The organism is Sorangium sp. So ce281, assembly GCF_051527395.1.
Taxonomy (GTDB): domain Bacteria; phylum Myxococcota_A; class Polyangia; order Polyangiales; family Polyangiaceae; genus Sorangium; species Sorangium cellulosum_B.
Map to the genome: position 1 here is coordinate 10,383,197 of NZ_CP150322.1, position 16,263 is coordinate 10,399,459.

General features: G+C 74.4%; 12 protein-coding genes. 6 read left to right on the top strand and 6 right to left on the bottom strand.

Features of this window, described 5'->3' with window-relative positions:
- Positions 1 to 187: 187 nt before the first annotated feature.
- From WMF27_RS39665 to WMF27_RS39680, 4 genes are all read left to right on the top strand, one after another.
- Positions 188 to 2,659 (top strand): AAA family ATPase, encoded by a 2,472-nt coding sequence (locus WMF27_RS39665; RefSeq protein ID WP_437763701.1) that lies wholly within the window; start codon positions 188 to 190, stop codon positions 2,657 to 2,659.
- 98 nt (positions 2,660 to 2,757) lie between these two features.
- Complete coding sequence (locus WMF27_RS39670; protein ID WP_437763700.1) at positions 2,758 to 3,252, top strand: hypothetical protein; 495 nt, start codon at positions 2,758 to 2,760, stop codon at positions 3,250 to 3,252.
- 11 nt (positions 3,253 to 3,263) lie between these two features.
- Positions 3,264 to 4,169, top strand: coding sequence for a 3-hydroxyacyl-CoA dehydrogenase family protein (locus WMF27_RS39675; RefSeq protein WP_437763699.1), 906 nt, complete (start codon positions 3,264 to 3,266; stop codon positions 4,167 to 4,169).
- Between the two features lie 485 nt (positions 4,170 to 4,654).
- Complete coding sequence (locus WMF27_RS39680; RefSeq protein WP_437943441.1) at positions 4,655 to 5,230, top strand: nuclear transport factor 2 family protein; 576 nt, start codon at positions 4,655 to 4,657, stop codon at positions 5,228 to 5,230.
- A gap of 75 nt (positions 5,231 to 5,305) precedes the next feature.
- Here WMF27_RS39680 and WMF27_RS39685 read toward each other — a convergent pair whose 3' ends face one another.
- The 6 genes from WMF27_RS39685 to WMF27_RS39710 form a co-directional block, all read right to left on the bottom strand.
- On the bottom strand, positions 5,306 to 5,983 hold the full coding sequence (locus WMF27_RS39685; protein ID WP_437763697.1) for a tetratricopeptide repeat protein: 678 nt from the start codon (positions 5,981 to 5,983) through the stop codon (positions 5,306 to 5,308).
- A 34-nt stretch (positions 5,984 to 6,017) separates the two neighbouring features.
- Positions 6,018 to 6,797 (bottom strand): hypothetical protein, encoded by a 780-nt coding sequence (locus WMF27_RS39690; RefSeq protein ID WP_437763696.1) that lies wholly within the window; start codon positions 6,795 to 6,797, stop codon positions 6,018 to 6,020.
- Entirely contained in the window at positions 6,794 to 7,774 is a 981-nt protein-coding gene (locus WMF27_RS39695) for a pseudouridine synthase (RefSeq protein WP_437763695.1), read from the bottom strand. Before WMF27_RS39695 ends, WMF27_RS39690 begins: the two co-directional genes overlap by 4 nt.
- Complete coding sequence (locus WMF27_RS39700; RefSeq protein WP_437763694.1) at positions 7,771 to 10,797, bottom strand: PEP/pyruvate-binding domain-containing protein; 3,027 nt, start codon at positions 10,795 to 10,797, stop codon at positions 7,771 to 7,773. The genes WMF27_RS39695 and WMF27_RS39700 overlap by 4 nt, the downstream gene beginning before the upstream one ends.
- Before the next feature lie 21 nt (positions 10,798 to 10,818).
- Positions 10,819 to 11,751, bottom strand: a complete 933-nt coding sequence (locus WMF27_RS39705) for an alpha/beta hydrolase (protein WP_437763693.1) — start codon at positions 11,749 to 11,751, stop codon at positions 10,819 to 10,821.
- A gap of 159 nt (positions 11,752 to 11,910) precedes the next feature.
- Positions 11,911 to 13,530, bottom strand: coding sequence for an AgmX/PglI C-terminal domain-containing protein (locus WMF27_RS39710; protein ID WP_437763692.1), 1,620 nt, complete (start codon positions 13,528 to 13,530; stop codon positions 11,911 to 11,913).
- A gap of 675 nt (positions 13,531 to 14,205) precedes the next feature.
- On the opposite strand from WMF27_RS39710, the gene WMF27_RS39715 reads away from it, so the two are divergent.
- Complete coding sequence (locus tag WMF27_RS39715; protein WP_437763691.1) at positions 14,206 to 15,129, top strand: hypothetical protein; 924 nt, start codon at positions 14,206 to 14,208, stop codon at positions 15,127 to 15,129.
- Between the two features lie 52 nt (positions 15,130 to 15,181).
- Positions 15,182 to 16,078 carry a hypothetical protein gene (locus tag WMF27_RS39720; RefSeq protein WP_437763690.1) on the top strand — a complete coding sequence of 299 codons (897 nt, stop codon included), beginning with the start codon at positions 15,182 to 15,184 and terminating at the stop codon, positions 16,076 to 16,078.
- The last annotated feature ends 185 nt before the right edge of the window (positions 16,079 to 16,263 follow it).

Below are 16,263 nucleotides of genomic sequence, written 5' to 3' on the forward strand. Positions count from 1 at the left end.
ACGGGATCGGCCTCCGCCCGTGCGCGGAGGCTCTCTTGCGCACCCCTCCCTTCACATGTCCTGAACGACCCTCGCAGCGCGCTTCCGTAACAACCTCTTCATCGCCCCCCCGGGTGCGCTCGCCCGGGGATCGAGCGGCCCTCCCGCCGCGCTCGTGTCGGGCGGAGATACCCGATACAGTTTCGACATGAATCCGCTCGTCCCGGACTTCATCCTCGAACAGGACGCCGAAGGGCAATACGCGGGAGCGGTCGACGCGGCTGTCCTGCACGTCTCGCTGCCGGCGATCGTGGAGCTCGCCGAGCAGATGATCGTGCACCAGGCGCTCGATCCGGACGCGCTGCGCTCGTTCTTCGATCCGCTGTTCGAGGCCGTGCACCAGTCGGGCGGGTTCGTCGCGACGCTGTCGCCCGCCGGCGGGTTCACCGCGCTGTTCCCCGATCGGCCCGGGCGCAACGTCACCCGGCACGCCCGCAGCGCGGCGCTCGCGATGCGGCGCAGCCTCCTGGAGCTCGCGGCGCGGCGCGCGCTGGGCCTCGGGGGCGGGCAGACGCCGTTCAGGATCGGGCTCGCCTGGGGCACGGTCCACTGGACGATCGTGCGCATCGCCCCGGATCGCGCGTACTTCCTGATCTACGGCCCCGCGATGGAGGCCTGCCAGGCGACCGACCGCGGGGTGGACGACAGCGAGCTCCACCTCGATCGCAGCTTCCGCGAGCGGCTCCCCGCGGCGAGCGCGCGGGAGAGCGTGGCAGAGCTCGACGAGGCCGATCTCCTGAGCGGGCCCCCCTCGCTGACGATCGCGTCGGCCCCGACGGACGCGGACGTCGAGGCGTTCCTGCCGCCGGGCGCGGGCGATCTCGCGCCGGAGGGCGAGATCCGCGAGGTGACGACGGTGTCGGTCTCGCTCGATCGGGTGGAGAGCCCGACGGAGCTCCTCCAGCAGCTGCACGAGATCTCGGCCATGTACGGCGCGACGTTCGCCGGCATGACCGTGGCGGAGCGCGGCTTCGGCGCGCAGTTCTACTTCGGCGCGCCCGTCGCGCACGAGAGCGACCACGATCGCGCCCTCGACTTCGCGCTCGAGCTGAAGAGCAACGGCCTCGGCGTGCCCCGGCTCGCGGTGGGCGTCACCCGCGCGCGCTGCCTGGTCGGCTTCTTCGGCGCCGTGGGCCGCCGCGAGTTCGCGTGCGTCGGCCGCGCCATCCACCTCGCCGCGCAGATCGCGCGGAAGGCCGCGCCGTCGTCGATCTGGGCGGACGAGCGGGCCTTCCGCGCGGGCGAGGCGAGCCACCAGTGGTCGACGGAGAACATCTTCCGGTTCGACGGGTTCGATCTGCCGATCCTCGTGTACTCGCTCGAGCGGCGGCGCATCGCCGTGCAAGAGGAGTTCTACGACCTCGGCCCCATCGGCCGCGAGGTCGAGCTCGGGCGGCTGACGCAGGCGCTCGAGCCCCTGTTCACCGGGCGCTCCGCGGGCGTCGTGTACATCCTCGGCGAGGCGGGCATCGGCAAGAGCTACCTCGTGCACAGCTACCGCCACCAGCGCGCGCAGCTCATGGACATGCGCCCGCTGCTGTGGATCGAGGCCCGCTGCGATCAGACGCTGAGGACCCCGCTCTACGCGTTCGAGTTCGCGCTCAAGGAGTACCTCGGGATCTCTTCGGAGCTCGGCCAGCGGGCCAAGGAGGCGGGGCTCGATCTCGCGCTGGAGCTCCTCCTGGAGCGGCTGCCCGAGAGCTGGACCGAGGTGCGGGCCGGGATCGACAGGTCGCGCGGGGCGTTCGCGCGGCTGCTCAGGCTGCGCGGCCAGGAGGCCGGGGACGAGGCCGGGGGGCCCGACGAGGTCCTCGGGGCGCTCGCCGCGCTGCTCGTCGCGGAGAGCTCGCTGCAGCCGGTGGTGGTGCACCTCGACGACGCGCAGTGGGCCGATCGGACCTCGCTCGACGCGGTGCGCGCGATCACGGCCGCCTGCAGGGACCTGCCGCTGGCGGTGATCTGCTCGGCGCGGCCGGCGGCGTCCTCGGGGGAGGGGGTGGACGCGCGCATCCCGCTCGACGCCGGCATCCCGTCGCAGGCGATCGAGCTCGCGCCGCTCCCGGCGGAGCGGCTGCTCGCGCTCGCGGAGCCGTTCTTCGGCGGCCCGCTCCCCACGATGCTCGGGTCGCTGCTCGGCCAGACCGCGGGGGGGAACCCGTTCTTCGCGCAGGAGATCCTCGCGTACTGGCTGGAGGACGGGCGGTACGGGTCGGCCCACGACGCCGCGCGCTCGAGCCGGTTCATGCCGCCGCGGACCGTGAACAGCCTGCTCGTCGCGCGGCTCGAGCGGCTCGAGCCGCGGACGCGGCAGACGGTGATCTCCGCCGCGGTGCTGGGGCGCGAGTTCGACACGCGCGTGCTCGCCCGGATGATCCCGGACGCCTCGGCGCTCGTGGATCACCTGCGCTTCGGCGAGGCGCAGCGGATCTGGTCGCGGATGGGGGAGCACCGCTTCGAGTTCTGCACGGTGCTGATCCGCGACGCCGCGTACGGGATGCAGCCGGAGGAGTCGGCGGAGCGGCAGCACCGCCTCGCGGCGGAGGCGATCGAGGCCGTCTACGGCGACGATCTCGAGGACCAGCGCGCGGCGCTCGACAGCCACCGGCGGCTCGCGGGCTGAGCGCGCCCGGCCGGCGGGGCGCGGGCCGTACGTGGGCGGTAGGTGGAAGCGCGTGGAACCCCTCGACGCCGCTTTCGAAGTGCGGCAACTGTCCGCGCATGAGCACGGCCCATCACGAGGCTCACGCGGCCCCGGCGCACGACGTGAGCGATCACCATGGCTTCGACGGGGAGCCCGCCCGCGCGCTGCCGGCGGACGAGCCGCCCACCCCGAACTGGGTCCCTGCGCTGGGGCTCGCGGTCTTCGTGGTGGCTGGCGTCACGTGTCTCGCGATGAACAGCGACGACGACGGCGCCGCGGGGCAGGCCGCGCCGGCGGGCGCGCGCCCGGCTGCGGCCGAGGTTCGTCCGGCCGCGGCCGGCGCTCGCCCCGCGGCCGCCGCGGCTCGCCCCGCGGCTCAGCCCGGCGCGCGCCCGGCGGCGCCGACCGGGCCCGCGGCAGGGCCGGCCGCGGAGACCCTGCGCGCCGGCGCGGCCGGCACCGCCGCGCCGGGCCCGGCGAACCTGCGCAAGCTGACGCCGCAGGAGGTGGATCTGGTGCGCAAGCGCATGGAGGCGCGGCAGAAGGACGGCGCCCCGGCTCCGTCGAAGTGAGCGCGATCGCAATGGCCCCCGCCGCAGCGCGCATGCGCACGGTGCTGGTGCTCGGCGCGGGCACGATGGGCCAGGGGATCGCGCAGGTCACGGCGGTCGCCGGCTACGTGACGCGCCTCTACGACGTCGACGCCGCGCGGATCGGCGCGGCGATCGAGGACATCAAGCGCGCGACCGATCGCCTCGTCCAGAAGGGCAGGATGCTCAACGAGGCGCGCAGCGAGATGATCGGGATGCTCGTGGCGTCGCCGGATCTCGAGCGCGCGGCGGCGGACGCCGATCTCGTGATCGAGGCGGTGCCCGAGCGGATGGACCTCAAGGTCGAGGTGCTCGGCCGGGTGAAGGCGGCAGCGCCGGAGCGGGCGCTGCTCGGCACGAACACGTCGAGCCTGAGCGTCACGGAGCTCGGGCGCCGGCTCGGCGCGGGCGGGCGCACGATCGGCCTGCACTTCTTCAACCCGCCGCCGGTGATGGAGCTGCTCGAGGTGGTGCGGGGGCTCGAGACCGACGAGGCGACGGTGACGGCGGCGCTCTCGGTGGCGAGGCGCCTGGACAAGACGCCGATCGTGGTGAACGACACGCCCGGCTTCGCGACGAGCCGGCTCGGCGTGGCGCTCGGCGCAGAGGCGATGCGGATGCTGGAGGCCGGGGTGGCGTCGGCCGTCGACATCGATCGGGCGATGGAGCTCGGGTACCGGCACCCGATGGGGCCGCTCAAGCTGACGGACCTCGTGGGGCTCGACGTGCGGCTCGCCATCCTGGAGCACCTCCACCGCGAGGTGGGGGAGCAGTTCCGGCCGCCGGTGATCCTGCGGCAGATGGTGCGGGCGGGGAAGCTCGGGAAGAAGACGGGCGAAGGGTTCTATCGGTGGACGGAGGCGGGGGCCCAGCCCAGCGACGCCTGGCGTCGCGGGTAGGGAGCGCGGCGCCAGCTCGTCGATTGATACGCGTCCTCAGAATACGGTTCCTCGAAAGAATACGTGGGTGAGCCAAGGCGGCTCCGGCAGGTTCCCGGGCGCGCGGTAGGTAGAGGGTGCTCTCCGCGTGTTCGTGCGTCCGAGATCGATACGCTCTCTGGGGGGCATCATCGTACCTCCAGCCGACGTCGTCGATGATCTCGGATTTTAACGCCAAGGCGCCAAGACGCCAAGACGCAAAAAGGCAAGAGAGAGGGAGGTCGTCCTATCGCTGCGTCGACGACAACCTCGGCCCTCTCGTTCGGACCGACAAGCACGTCTTCAAGAAGAATTGAAGAATGCGTAACGACGCAACGCCCTTCGCTGGCCGTGCTTGACGGGGCCCGTTCACACATTTATATTGTCAGGTTGGTCCTTGACGACTCGGGAGCCCAACGAAAGGGGTGAGCTCCTTGAGTACGAACAGCGATAGTCTCAGCGGCATTGTGCGTCGTGTCTTCCCGTTGGTCTCCGCGCTCGCGCTGGCAGGCGCCGTCACCGTGTCGCTCGCGGGGCCCGCGGAGGGCACGCCCCCGAACGGCGTGCCCGAGCTCCAGGCGGTGCGGGAGATCGAGCAGCTAGAATACTGTTACGCGGCCGGGACCGACGCGATCGGCCGCGGTGATCTGGCGACGGGCAAGCAGATCTATTCGAGGTGCTTCACGCCGGACGCCCCGGTCCTCATCTGGGAAGCCGGCGCCGCTCCGGATGATCCGCCGGTCGTCTCGGTGCCCAGCGCCGAGGCCTGGGCCGACTTCATCGATGTCCTGTTCGCGGACTCCGGTTATGTCGGCACGCAGCACCTGATCAGCAACGTCCGTGTCGACATCCTGCCCGGCGGCAACCGGGCGAAGATCACCTCGTACCTGATCGCGACGCACGTCTATGACCCCCTGAGCAGCGCCCAGGTGGCGCACGGCACGTACGAGAACGAGGCGGTCCGGACGCCCTCCGGGTGGAAGCTCAGCAAGCGGACGTTCCGCACCCTCTCGTTCATGCGCGTCGACTCGCCCGCCCCCTGAGGCGGTGCGGGACGGCGTCGTCTCGCCACGCGCCGGGCGCTCCGCGTCGACGGCGCGATCGGGGCCGAGGGCGCGCTACCGGTTCCGCTTGTCCTTCTTGGCGTTCTCTTCGGCTTCCTTCTGGCGCTCGGCCTCGCGCTGGACGATGCGCTCCTTGACGGCGGCGTAGTCCTTCTCGTCCTTTATCCGCCGGTCGACCTGCTTCTGTCGCTCCGCCGCGGTCGCCGGATAGCCGGTCGCCTTGGGGTTGCTCGTCAGGAACGCGCTGTAGGCCGCCCACGCCTCCTTCACCGCCTGCCAGCTCTTCTGACGCTCGCGCAGATCGGCGAGGCAGAAGAGCACCTTGGCGTGGAGCTCCTCCGTGCCCTTCTTGCCGATCGCCGTGGTCCAGGCCGTCTCGGCCTCCGCCATGTTGCCGGACTCCAGCATCGCCTCGCCGAGCAGGTAGAAGCCGAGCATCTTCGAGGAATCCAGCTTGATCGCCTCCTGGAACGCCGCGATCGCGCCGGGGATGTCGCGCGCAACGAACGACGCCTGGCCCTTCAGGACCTGCTCCGTGTAGGGGCTGATGCCGGTGTGCCCGTTGGGATCTTTGCGCTGCGAGGAAGCAGCGTCGGGCGCGGCCGCCGCCGGCTCGGGCGCGGCCGCCTGCGGCTTCTCGTTGCCCGCAGGCGGCTGGGCGGCGACCGGCGCCGCGGAGAAGACGACAGCGAGGGCGAGCGATGCGACGACAGCGAGCGAGCGGTCCTGCATGCCCGCCAAGGTACCGCAGCTCGGGCAGGGCGCGCTACTTCCGCCGCGGCCTGAACGGATCCGGCGGCAACCCGGCATCCGGAGGCCGCCCCGCGTCCACCGGCGGCCAGCCCGCGTCCGGCCACCCCGCGTCCACCGGCGGAAAGCCCCCATCCGGCCACCCCGCGTCCACCGGCGGAGAGCCCCCATCGGGGCCAGCGTCCGGCCAGCCCGCGTCCGCCGGTCCCCCAGCGTCCACGGGCAGCTTCCCTGCATCCCCCGGCGCGCCCCCGTCGATCGCCACCCCGCCCTGCGCGCTCAGCGACACCAGCCGACCGTCCGGCTCCGGCGGCCAGAAGAAGCGCTCCTCCGCGCCCGTCTTCCGGTCCACCAGCTTGGCCCAGCTCGCGCGCGGGTTGTCCGCCATCTGCACGCGCAGCCGCGCCGTCACGCCGCTGTCGAACGTCGGACGGCGGAGCAGCGCGCCCGGCGGCCGCTCCGGCGCGTCCCCCGTCAGCGGCACGTTGAAGCGGACCCGATCGAGCAGCTCCTGGCCCACGTACAGCTCGATCGCGAACCGGCCCATCACACGCGCCGTCGCCAGAGGACGGTCGAGCGCCACCGGCCGCACCCGCACGATCGAGCCCCTCCCCTTCGCGTACTGCACGTCGAAGACCCACTGCTTCGCGCTGGGCCGCGGGGCAGGGTCCGGCGCATACCCCGCGCGGGACGGCGGAGCCTCCGGCTCGGCCACGGCGACCACGCCGGCGGCGGCGAGCGCAAGGCCGGCGAGGAGCCCCAGGGCGGCGCGGGTGAGAGGGCGAGGCGAGGTCATCTGGTACCGGAAGGAGGCCCGAGCGGCAGGGCCGCCTCGAGCGTCGCGGAGAGCACCTCTTCCCACGCCGAGCCGCCGCCGTCGAGCGCCACCCAGAGCTCGCGGAGCTCGTCCGGCACCGGCGCGACCGCCGCGCAGAGCTCGCCGCGCTCGTCCGGCACCGTGACGCGCAAGGCGTGCAGCGCGACGCGCGAGAGCGGGATCACCCGGCCCCTCGCCGTGGTCACCGACCGGGCCCCCCCATGGTCGCGATCGCCGAGGAGCGGCGCCCCCGCGTGCGCCGCGTGCACCCGGAGCTGGTGCGTGCGGCCCGTCACCGGATCCAGGCGCAGCAGCGTGGCCGGCGACGCGCCGCCGCCCGCCGAGGCGACAGCGCGGTAACGCGTCGCCGCGTCCCTCGCCCCGGCGCCGCCCACCGCGGGCAGGCTGCGCCCGCCCCGCGACCGCGCGGCGCCGATGGGCGCATCCCACGTGCCCGACCCCTCGACGCGCCCGCCAGCGACGCCGACGTACACCCGCGCGATGCGCCCCGCCTCGCGCATCGCGGCCAGGTGCCGCCGGCCCCGCGCGCCTGTCGCGCACAGCACCGCGCCGCTCACGCCGACGTCGAGCCGCGAGGCCGCGTGCGGCAGGTCGCGCAGCCCGAGCAGCTCCGCGACCTCCGTGACCAGCGACCGCGTGCCCCGGCGCTCCGGCTCCGTCGGCAGCGCCGCAGGCTTCGACGCGACGAGGAGCTCCCCCCAGCGCGCCAGCACCTCCACCGGCGGCGCCCCCGGCGCGTCGCGCCGCGCCGGCCACACGGCGAGCTCGTCGCCGAGGGCCACGGCGTCGCCGGGCCGCGCGCGCCGGCCGTTCAGGAACGCGCGCCCCTCCGCCGCCGCGCCCGCGAGGCCCCGCGACGCGCCGCCCGCGCGCTCGAGGACGTCGGCCACCGTGGGGCCGTCCGAGGGCCCGACGCGGAAGCGCGCGGCCGTCATCCCGGCGGCGCCACGCGCGGGGCAGCGCCGCCGCCAGGAGCCTCCCCGGCAACGACGCCCGGCGACGACGGCGAGGCGCGCTCGTCCAGGCGCTCGACCACGCCGCGATCGCCGTCGATGCGGAGCCGATCGCCCGTCTTGATCGCCAGCGTCACGCCGGGGACGTTCACCACCGCAGGGATGCCGTACTCCCGCGCGACGATCGAGGCGTGCGACATGGGGCCGCCGAGCTCGGTCACGACCGCGGCGGCCACCAGGAACAGGGGCGAGAGGCCGACGTCGGTCGTGCGCGCGACCAGCACCTCCCCCGGCGCCACCGCGTCGAGCGCCGAGGCGCCCGGCTCGAGCACGCGGGCCCGCCCCTCGACGACCCCAGGGCTCGCCGGCAGCCCGAGCAGGCGCTCCCCGGAGGCGGGCGGCAGCACGACCGGCGGCGGCCGGCCGATGAAGGTGGCCGGCGGATCGGGGCGCGCGGCGTCGCGCAGGTGCTCGGCGCGCCGCAGCCGGACGAGGTGGCCCACGTCGGCGCGGCCGCTGGAGAGCGCCGTCGCGAGCTCCTCGTAGGTGCAGAAGAAGACGCTCCCGGGCTCCAGCGAGGGGTCGAGGCGCCGGAGGCGCCGGTCGATGTCGAGCGCGACCCTGCGCAGCATGCCGAGGACGCGCGTCACCCACGTGCGCATGCGCTCCCGCAGGCGCACGTAGCGCTGCGCGCGGCCGACGAGCGTGCGCAGGAGCGCGAGCTCCAGCCGCGGCACGCGCGTCTCGAGCATCGCCATCTCCCGATCGGCGAGCGCCCGGGCGCGCGCCAGCGCGCGCTCCGGATCGCCCGGCGCCCCGCGCAGCGACGCCGTGAGCATCGCGACGACCGGCGACGGGTCCTCCCGCCAGCGCGGCGTCGCGAGCTCCGCCTCGCGCACCGCGCGATCGCCGTAAGCGTCGAGGAACCGCGCGTACGCGTCGCGCGCCGGCCCCTCGGGCAGGTCGCGCGGCCACAGGACCCCGCCGGCGAGGAGCCGCTCGCGCGCCGTCCGATCCTGCATGACGAGCTCGGCGACCCGCGCGAGCGCGATGCCCGGCCCCGCGCTGTCGAGCTCGCGTACGCCGCCCGCGAGCACCTGCGCCAGGTGCTCGACGTTCGTCTCCGCGCGCCCGGCCGGCGCGTCGAGGTGCGCCTCCCCGGAGGCGGAGCGCGCGGAGGCGCGGCGGCCCGCGATGCGCTCGAGCGCCTTGCACAGCGCGAGGTGGCTCGCGAGCGACGCCGACGCGCAGTGCAGCATCCGCGTGCCGGTCCGCTCGAGCAGCAGGAAGACGCTCCGGAGCGTGGTGCCGATGGCGTCGTCCGGCAGGAGCGTCATGTCGAGCTCGGAGAGGGCGCGCTGCGCCCAGAGCGCCTCGCCCTCGTAGGCCGCCACCTCGCGCTCGAGCCGCGCCTGCCGGAGGAGGAGCCGCGGCCCCGTGAGCGGCAGCCGCGCATAGAAGCCGCGCCGCGAGACGCCCTCGCTCTGCTCGGCGAGCCGCGCGATGAGCGCCTCGCTCGCCCCGCCGCTCATGCCGAGCAGCGCGCGCGGCGAGAGCCCCGGGACCTGCGCCGCGATCCGCATGAAGGCGGTGAGGTTGAGGTAGAAGCGCCCGTGCACGTTGGCCACGAGGCGCGCGCCCCGCGGCACGCGGCAGCCGAGCGCGGCGAACGCCTCGCGGAAGCCCCGGTCGGAGAACGCCCGCGCCACCGACCAGGTGAGCGGTGTCGCCGCGCCGGGGAGCGCCTCGCCCACGTTGGCGCGCGACCAGATCGTGTCGGCGTCGCCGCCCTCGGGGAAGCCGCCGCCGCTCACCGGGCGCACCTGGAGCAGCCACACGCGCCGCGCCACCGAGGAGGGCGCGCCTTCGCCGCCCTCCGGCGCCACCGGGGCGGACGCGCCCGCCGCGGCGGCGGCCTCCGGCGGGTCGGACGGCGCTCCCCCGTCGACTGCGAGCGCCGCGCCGGGCGGGCCCTCCTCGACCACCTCGACCGCGAACTCCACGTCGAACGGGCCCTTGCCGCCCTGCTCGAGCCGCTCGGCGAGCTCGGCGAGCTGCCGCAGCGCGGCCTCGCCGAGCGCCGGCTGCTCGGCGCTCGGCTCGGGCACCGTGACCTCCTCGAGCCCGGCCGCGCCCACGACGAGCGCGCGCCGCTTCTGCGCCACCGCCGACGCGACGACCCTGCCGCCGTCGCGCGCGAGCCGGATCGTGTCGGCCGCCGCGGCGCCGTCGACGACCGGCGCGCCGAGCCCGAGCGTCGCGTTCACGAGCCGCTCGCCGGCGTGCCAGTGCTCGCCCTCGAGCCCCGGCGGGGGCGCGGTGAACAGCACGCCCGCGGCCTCGGCGCGCACCATCACCTGCAGCACGACGCCCATCGCGACGTCGCGGACGCCGGCGTGCGCGAGGTACGCGAGCGCGCGCGGCAGGAAGGCGCTCGCCCAGACCTGCCGGATCGCGGCGTCGAGCCCGGCCTCGCCGCGCACGCCCAGCACGGACGTCGCGAGACCGGCCATCGACGTCTCCTCGCTGTCCTCGCACGTGGCGCTGGACCGCACCGCGAGGCCCCACGGCGCCTCCTGCTCGACGGCCTGCCAGAGCGCCTGCAGCGCGGTCGAGAGCGCCTCGGGCAGCGGCTCGCTCAGGATGCGGTCGCGCGCGCGCGCCGCCCGGTCGACGCCCGCCCTCGTGCCCGAGAGCCGGATCAGCGTGGCGAGGTCGTGCCCCGGCGGCAGCTGCCGGTCGACGAGCTCCGTGAAGTACCGCGCGTCGAGCACCCACCCGCGCGGCACCGGGAAGCCGTCGCGGAGCAGGCGCCCGAGCGAGGCCGCCTTGCCGCCGACGCGCTTCGCGCTCGTGTGGCGGCGCAGACCGGCGCTCTCGAGCGGCTTGAGCCACTCGCGCACGGTGGGCGGGTCGGTCGCGCCGTCGGCGCGGGCGGTGCGTGTGGGGTCGGCCACGTCGATGCCGAGGGAGTAACACGGTTCGGCGGCCTGGGTCAGGGGCATGTGACGGCCGGGCCGCCGCGATCACGGAGGCGGCAAACCGCGCTGGATCCGCTCATGCCAGAGCACCATTTCAACGCCGCCCGGCCCCCGATTCCAGGCGTAGTCGTGCGGGCCGGGAACGACGAGCAGGGTGTGGGTCACGCCGTCCTGCCGCAGCCGATCGCTGAGCGCCTGGATGGCGGGCAAGAAGGGGTCGGCCTCGCTCGACACGAGCCGGAGCGCGACCGCGCGGCGCTCCATGGCCCGGCGCGCGAGCGCGGAGAACATCTCCGCCTCGCCCGCCCGCACCGCGGGCTGCAGGGCGCCGACCGCGCCGAAGACGTCGGGGAACGACAGGCCGACGAGCAGCGCGAGGCGGCCGCCGAGGCTCACGCCGTCGATGCCGGTGGCCTCGCGCGCCGCCTGGCAGCCGCCCTCGGCGCGCGCCCGCGGCAGGAGGCGCTCGACGAGGAAACGGCCGAAGCCGGCGGCCGCCTCGACGGAGCGGTCGCGGAGGTCGGGCGTGAACGGCGTGGCGATGCACAGCCCGCGGTAGGGGTGCTCCTTCAGCGAGGCGTTGAGCTGCGCGAGCCGCTCGGGCGTCACCATCTGCCCGAGATCGTCCGGCGCGAGCGGCGGCGAGCGGAGCCGCCGGAGGGCCGCGTCGAGGCCGTAGTCGTCGCGCCACCCGCGCGCGCCGACCTCGAGGCCTCGCACCGCCTCGCCGCGCCCGTGCAGCGCGACGAGGAGCGGCGGCGCCGGCGCGGCCTCGGGCGCGAGGAGCAGCGCGCGCTGCGGGCCTTCGCCCTCGGGGGCGGGCTCGAACCGGAGATCCTTCCAGGCCGAGGGGGCCGCCTCGTCCGGCGCCGGCGGTGAGGTGCCTCGCCGGCACGAGGGCGCGGCGAGCGCGGCGAGCGCGGCGAGGCCGAGCAGCGCGCGCCGGCGCGAGAGCGGGGGGATCGTCGTGGCGGCCATCGGCGGCGAGGGTAGCAGCGGGGCGCGGGGGGGATCCGGATCGCGCGCTGGCGGCGCAGGCCGTCGGGGTCACGCTCGTCACGGGGACGCAGGCGCTCTTCAATCACCCCGGGATCCGCGTCGCCGCGCGGCTCACCGACTTCAGCGGGAGGCGAGGAATCAGCCGCCAGAGGGGCTGAAGAGGAGGGGATAGGTCACGGTCACGATGCCTGCGTCCGGCGGCGGGAACGACAGCCCGTAGAACGAGCGCACCACGCAAGAGACAACGCCGGCGTCCGGCAGATCGGAGCCGCCGTTGTGGACGCTCGACACCGCCCCGTCGCGGCCGATCACGAAGCCGACCGACACGCGCCCGGTGAGGTTCGGGCTGCTGCGCAGCCCGTTCTCGTAGCAGAGCCGGAAGCGGCCGAAGTTCTGGCGCACGATGCGCTGGATGACCTCCGGCGGGATACGGCCCGACACCGAGGGCGAGCCGACCCGCATGCGCGGCGCGCTCACCCTGTGGCCAGGGCCGTTGGCGAAGCGCGACGCGCCGCCGCCAGGGCCGAAGCCCTGCCCGTCGCCGACGCCGCTCCCGTGATTGATGGTGCCGATGGACCCGATCCCGATGCCCGTGAAGCGCCCGTCGCCGCCCTCGCCGACGCCCGTCAACCCGAGCCCGCCCACGCCGCCCGACTCGTCGATCGTCTCACCCCACATGTTGGCGATCACGCTCCTTTCGCCGTTGCCGAGCGTGTCGGCGCCGCCCCAGGGCGCCGAGAGCGCGTTGGGATCGCCGCCGGACCCCGCCTGGAGCACGCCGATCATGCCGAAGCGCGCCGCGTCGTCGAGCGCCTGGGCCCGCGAGATCCGCACGTCGCGGTTGTCCTTCGGCCCCTGGATCTCGAAGCGCCCGCCCGTCTTCCGGCTCGTCTCGCTCCCGGCCTTGCCCGACTCGCCCATCGCGGCCGCGCCGGAGCCGCCCACGCGCTCGGTCTGGCCGCTCGCGTCGGGGACGTCCTTCGCCTCGGGCAGCTCCTTCTCGGCGATCGCCCCGATCGCCTGCGCCATGAGGTAGGCCTGCTCCGCGCTCACGCCGCCGTCGTCGGCCATGGCGAGCGGGGGCATGAACGCGGCCATGGCCCCGAGCAGGCCGACGTGGAGCAGCGTCGAGAGCGCGGTGAACGGCAGGTTGCGGCGGTCCATGCCGGCCTTGCCCGCGACGCGGCGGCCCGCCCTGCCCACCGCCACCTCGAACCCGAAATCGCCGAGCTCGAGCCTCGCGCGAGCGCCGGGCGGCAGCGCGATCCGCCGCGCCCCGTCGAGCTCCGCGCACGGCGCCGCGCGGCCGGTGGCGATCGCCTGCGCGATGGTCATCCTGCAGCTGCCGAACTCGATGGATCCCGACGCGCCCGGCGGGATGACGGCGCTCACCTCACCGCCCTCGCCGACGAGCACGAGCGGCGCCCGCGCCGCGCCGAGGCGCTCCGCAGGCAGGAAGAAGTCGCACACGCCCCCGGGGCCCTCCGCCTCGCCGACATGAAAGGCGCGCGGCGGCGTCAGGTGCGCCACGTGAAGCGGGGTGTTCCCCCACCGGATGATCACCTCGAGCGACAGCGCGTCGGTCTCGCACTCGTCGGCGGGGACGTCCGGCGCGCTCTTGACGAGCGCGTATGTATAGGAGCCCTCCGGCGCGTCCGCGGGCACGTCGGCCTCGATGGCCGGATACGGGCTGAAGGGCAGGTTGCTGAGGAACGGATTCGAGGGTGCGATGCCCGGAGCCATCTTGAACGTGTCCATCGGAGAACAGCCCTTTCCCTGCTCGCGCTCGCGCGCATGTCCGCGCGGCGAGCGGTCTGAATGGAGCGAGCCCTCGAGGGCCCGCCTCTCTCGGCGCGCCCCGGCGCACGCGCGGCGAGCTTCACCGCTCTCTGCGTGCGCCGCGGAGCACCGCGTCCACGCCAGGGATCGACAGCGCCGCCCGCCCGAGGTTCCGGAGACGCGCCGCGATTTTCAGCGGCCCATCCGCGCGCCGGGGGGTTGAAGTCTCTGGACCGCCGCCCGGCGCGTCGAGGTGGTGGTGGCCCGCGCCATCACCCCGCGGGATCGCGCCGCCACCTCGAGCGGAACCGCAGGGCGGCCGACGGCGCCCGCGCGGGCACGATCCCCGCGCATCCCAGGGAGATCGCTGAAGTCCCGGGTGGCGCGACGCCCCCGTTGAAGGACGCCAGGCGATGGCACGGAAGCTGCGAATGACGCTGGGTGCGTTGGCGACGTCGTCGAGGTCGACGCCGTCGTCGACGTCAACGACGCGCGACCGCGCTGAACGGAGCGCGGCGCGCTGACGCCCGCGCCCGTCGGCGCTGCCCGGCGCCGGTCCACGCCCGAGGTCCACGGGCGGCGCGCCCGTGGAGCGCGCCGGGCGGCGGGCCGCGGCGAACCTCCACCGATCGAGACAACGAAGGAGTCGAGCGTATGAGCAACAGGCGATCGTTCCATGTCCTCGCAGGGGTTCCGGTGCTCGGGTGCCTCCTTGCGATGCCGTCGTCGGCGCGCGCGCAGCACGAGACGCACGTCTACGGGGTCGCGAACTTCGGACACACGGGGGAGTGCGAGGACGACACCAGCCTGTCGCACGCGGTGCACACGAGCACCGCCGCCGCCTTCGCGAGCACGTTCAACCTCCTCCGCATGGTCTCGCTCTGGGATGAGGTCTCGACGCGCAACAACACGAGCGCCCGGGGGAGCTACTGGACCGACTCGAGCCAGGCGGCGTCCTGCGCCTGCTCGGCGAACGACATGGCGTCCGGCTCGGGCGCGGACGAGGCCGATGTCGTCTTCATCCACACGCACGGCTGGCACGACGCCGGGAGCTCGTCGGCGCCCGCCTACAGCGGCCTGGTCATGGGCAACGGCAGCTACGACTGCCGCGTGCTGACGAACGAGAACATGCTCTTCGGCAACCCGGGCACGGGCGGGGATCTGGAGATCGCGGTCGTCAAAGCGTGCCAGTCGGGCGACTACGACGTGTGGAAGAACGGGGGATACCGGCAGCAGATCACGACCTCGGACAGCACCATGACGATGTGGAACGCGTTCCACGGCGACTCGTCGTGCGGCAATCACGTGAAGGACTACGTGGGTGACTACGCGATCAGCTCCATCTCCAACGGGGTGGGAGAGAACTGGATCGACGAGGCCTACGACGACAGCCAGTTCAGCAACGACGACGACTGCCCCGTCTCCATCGTGTTCGGCTCGTCGTTCGCGTCGCGGGAGCTCATGTACGAGTACGGCGGGTGGCGCGACCGGAAGAACACCGGACTGAAGACCGGCTCGACCATCTACTACATCGCCGGCTGCGACCCCTCGAACGGGCGCGTGCTGCCCGGCGGATGAACGACGAACGCCGCGTGTTGCCCGAAAGATTCGAACGACAGGAGACATGACGATGACGACGCGAACGATCGGTTTCTGGGCCGCGCTCTCGATGACCCTCATCGCCTGCGGGGCGCCGGAGGTAGCGACCGAAGGGGGCGGCGACGACGGCGAGATCGCCGCGGCCCCGCAGGCGCTCGAGGGGTTCACGTTCGACGCGCGGGAGCTCGCCACGGCGCCCGCCGCGAGGCTCCCGGCGGCCCGGCTGACGCTGCGTTCATTCGATGACGCGCTCATCCAGCGCTCGCTCATCGGGGCCGATCAGCAGTTCACGCCGCTCGGCGAGCTGGGGCGCCGGACGGAGCACGAGTCGGCGGACTGGACCTACGAGAAGGACCCGTCGAACGGCCAGGTGCTCGTCCTGCGAAAGACGCCGAGCGGGCCGCGGATCTCGCCGGACGAAGCGCTCCTCCGGCGGAACGCGCTGGCGCGGCTGAACAGCTGGGGCATACCGAACGACGAGATCGGGGCCGTGGTGCAGCGGAGGACGCTGCGCGAGGATCAGGACGGAACGGCGGCTTCCGCCCCGGAGGTCCATCGTTACAAGACGTTCGTGTTCCGGGCCGTGAACGGCGTCCGGGTCCAGGGGCACCGCGCGGTCGTGACCCACACGCTCGATGGGACCTTCAACCGCGCCCTCATCCGCTGGCCCGCCATCGCCTCGACGGGCCACCGGCTCCGCACCGCGCTCACGGCGCCGGAGATCGAGCGGCGCGCCGTGGAGGCGCTCTCGGCAGAGGGGGAGAGAGGCGGCAGCGTGCGGCTGCGCTGGAAGTACGTCGCCACGCCCCTCACGAGCGGAGAGGTGACCCTGACCCTCACCGTGGGCGCGATCCTGGGCGCCGAGGCCACGCGCAGCGGCGTCACCGAGGAGCCGCGCGAGGTCGACATCGATGTCGCCGCGCTGTGACGGGCGCGCCGGAGGAGAGGCGCCCCGCCCTGGACAGCGCGCGGGCGCGGGCCGCGCGAAACCGGATCGCAATGGTTCGGCGCTCGCCGGGTAACGCGGCGGACCCATGGGACGAGGCCGTCAGGAAAACGTGCCGGCAACTCGCCGTGTCGCTCGCGCTCCACCGCCGTGCGATCCAGGCCGCA

Coding starts and splice junctions, on each gene's coding strand:
- WMF27_RS39710 (WP_437763692.1), bottom strand. CDS start 13,530: ATGGACACGTTCAAGATGGCTCCGGGCATCGCACCCTCGAATCCGTTC.
- WMF27_RS39685 (WP_437763697.1), bottom strand. CDS start 5,983: ATGCAGGACCGCTCGCTCGCTGTCGTCGCATCGCTCGCCCTCGCTGTC.
- WMF27_RS39700 (WP_437763694.1), bottom strand. CDS start 10,797: ATGCCCCTGACCCAGGCCGCCGAACCGTGTTACTCCCTCGGCATCGAC.
- WMF27_RS39690 (WP_437763696.1), bottom strand. CDS start 6,797: ATGACCTCGCCTCGCCCTCTCACCCGCGCCGCCCTGGGGCTCCTCGCC.
- WMF27_RS39720 (WP_437763690.1), top strand. CDS start 15,182: ATGACGACGCGAACGATCGGTTTCTGGGCCGCGCTCTCGATGACCCTC.
- WMF27_RS39695 (WP_437763695.1), bottom strand. CDS start 7,774: ATGACGGCCGCGCGCTTCCGCGTCGGGCCCTCGGACGGCCCCACGGTG.
- WMF27_RS39715 (WP_437763691.1), top strand. CDS start 14,206: ATGAGCAACAGGCGATCGTTCCATGTCCTCGCAGGGGTTCCGGTGCTC.
- WMF27_RS39675 (WP_437763699.1), top strand. CDS start 3,264: ATGGCCCCCGCCGCAGCGCGCATGCGCACGGTGCTGGTGCTCGGCGCG.
- WMF27_RS39665 (WP_437763701.1), top strand. CDS start 188: ATGAATCCGCTCGTCCCGGACTTCATCCTCGAACAGGACGCCGAAGGG.
- WMF27_RS39670 (WP_437763700.1), top strand. CDS start 2,758: ATGAGCACGGCCCATCACGAGGCTCACGCGGCCCCGGCGCACGACGTG.
- WMF27_RS39705 (WP_437763693.1), bottom strand. CDS start 11,751: ATGGCCGCCACGACGATCCCCCCGCTCTCGCGCCGGCGCGCGCTGCTC.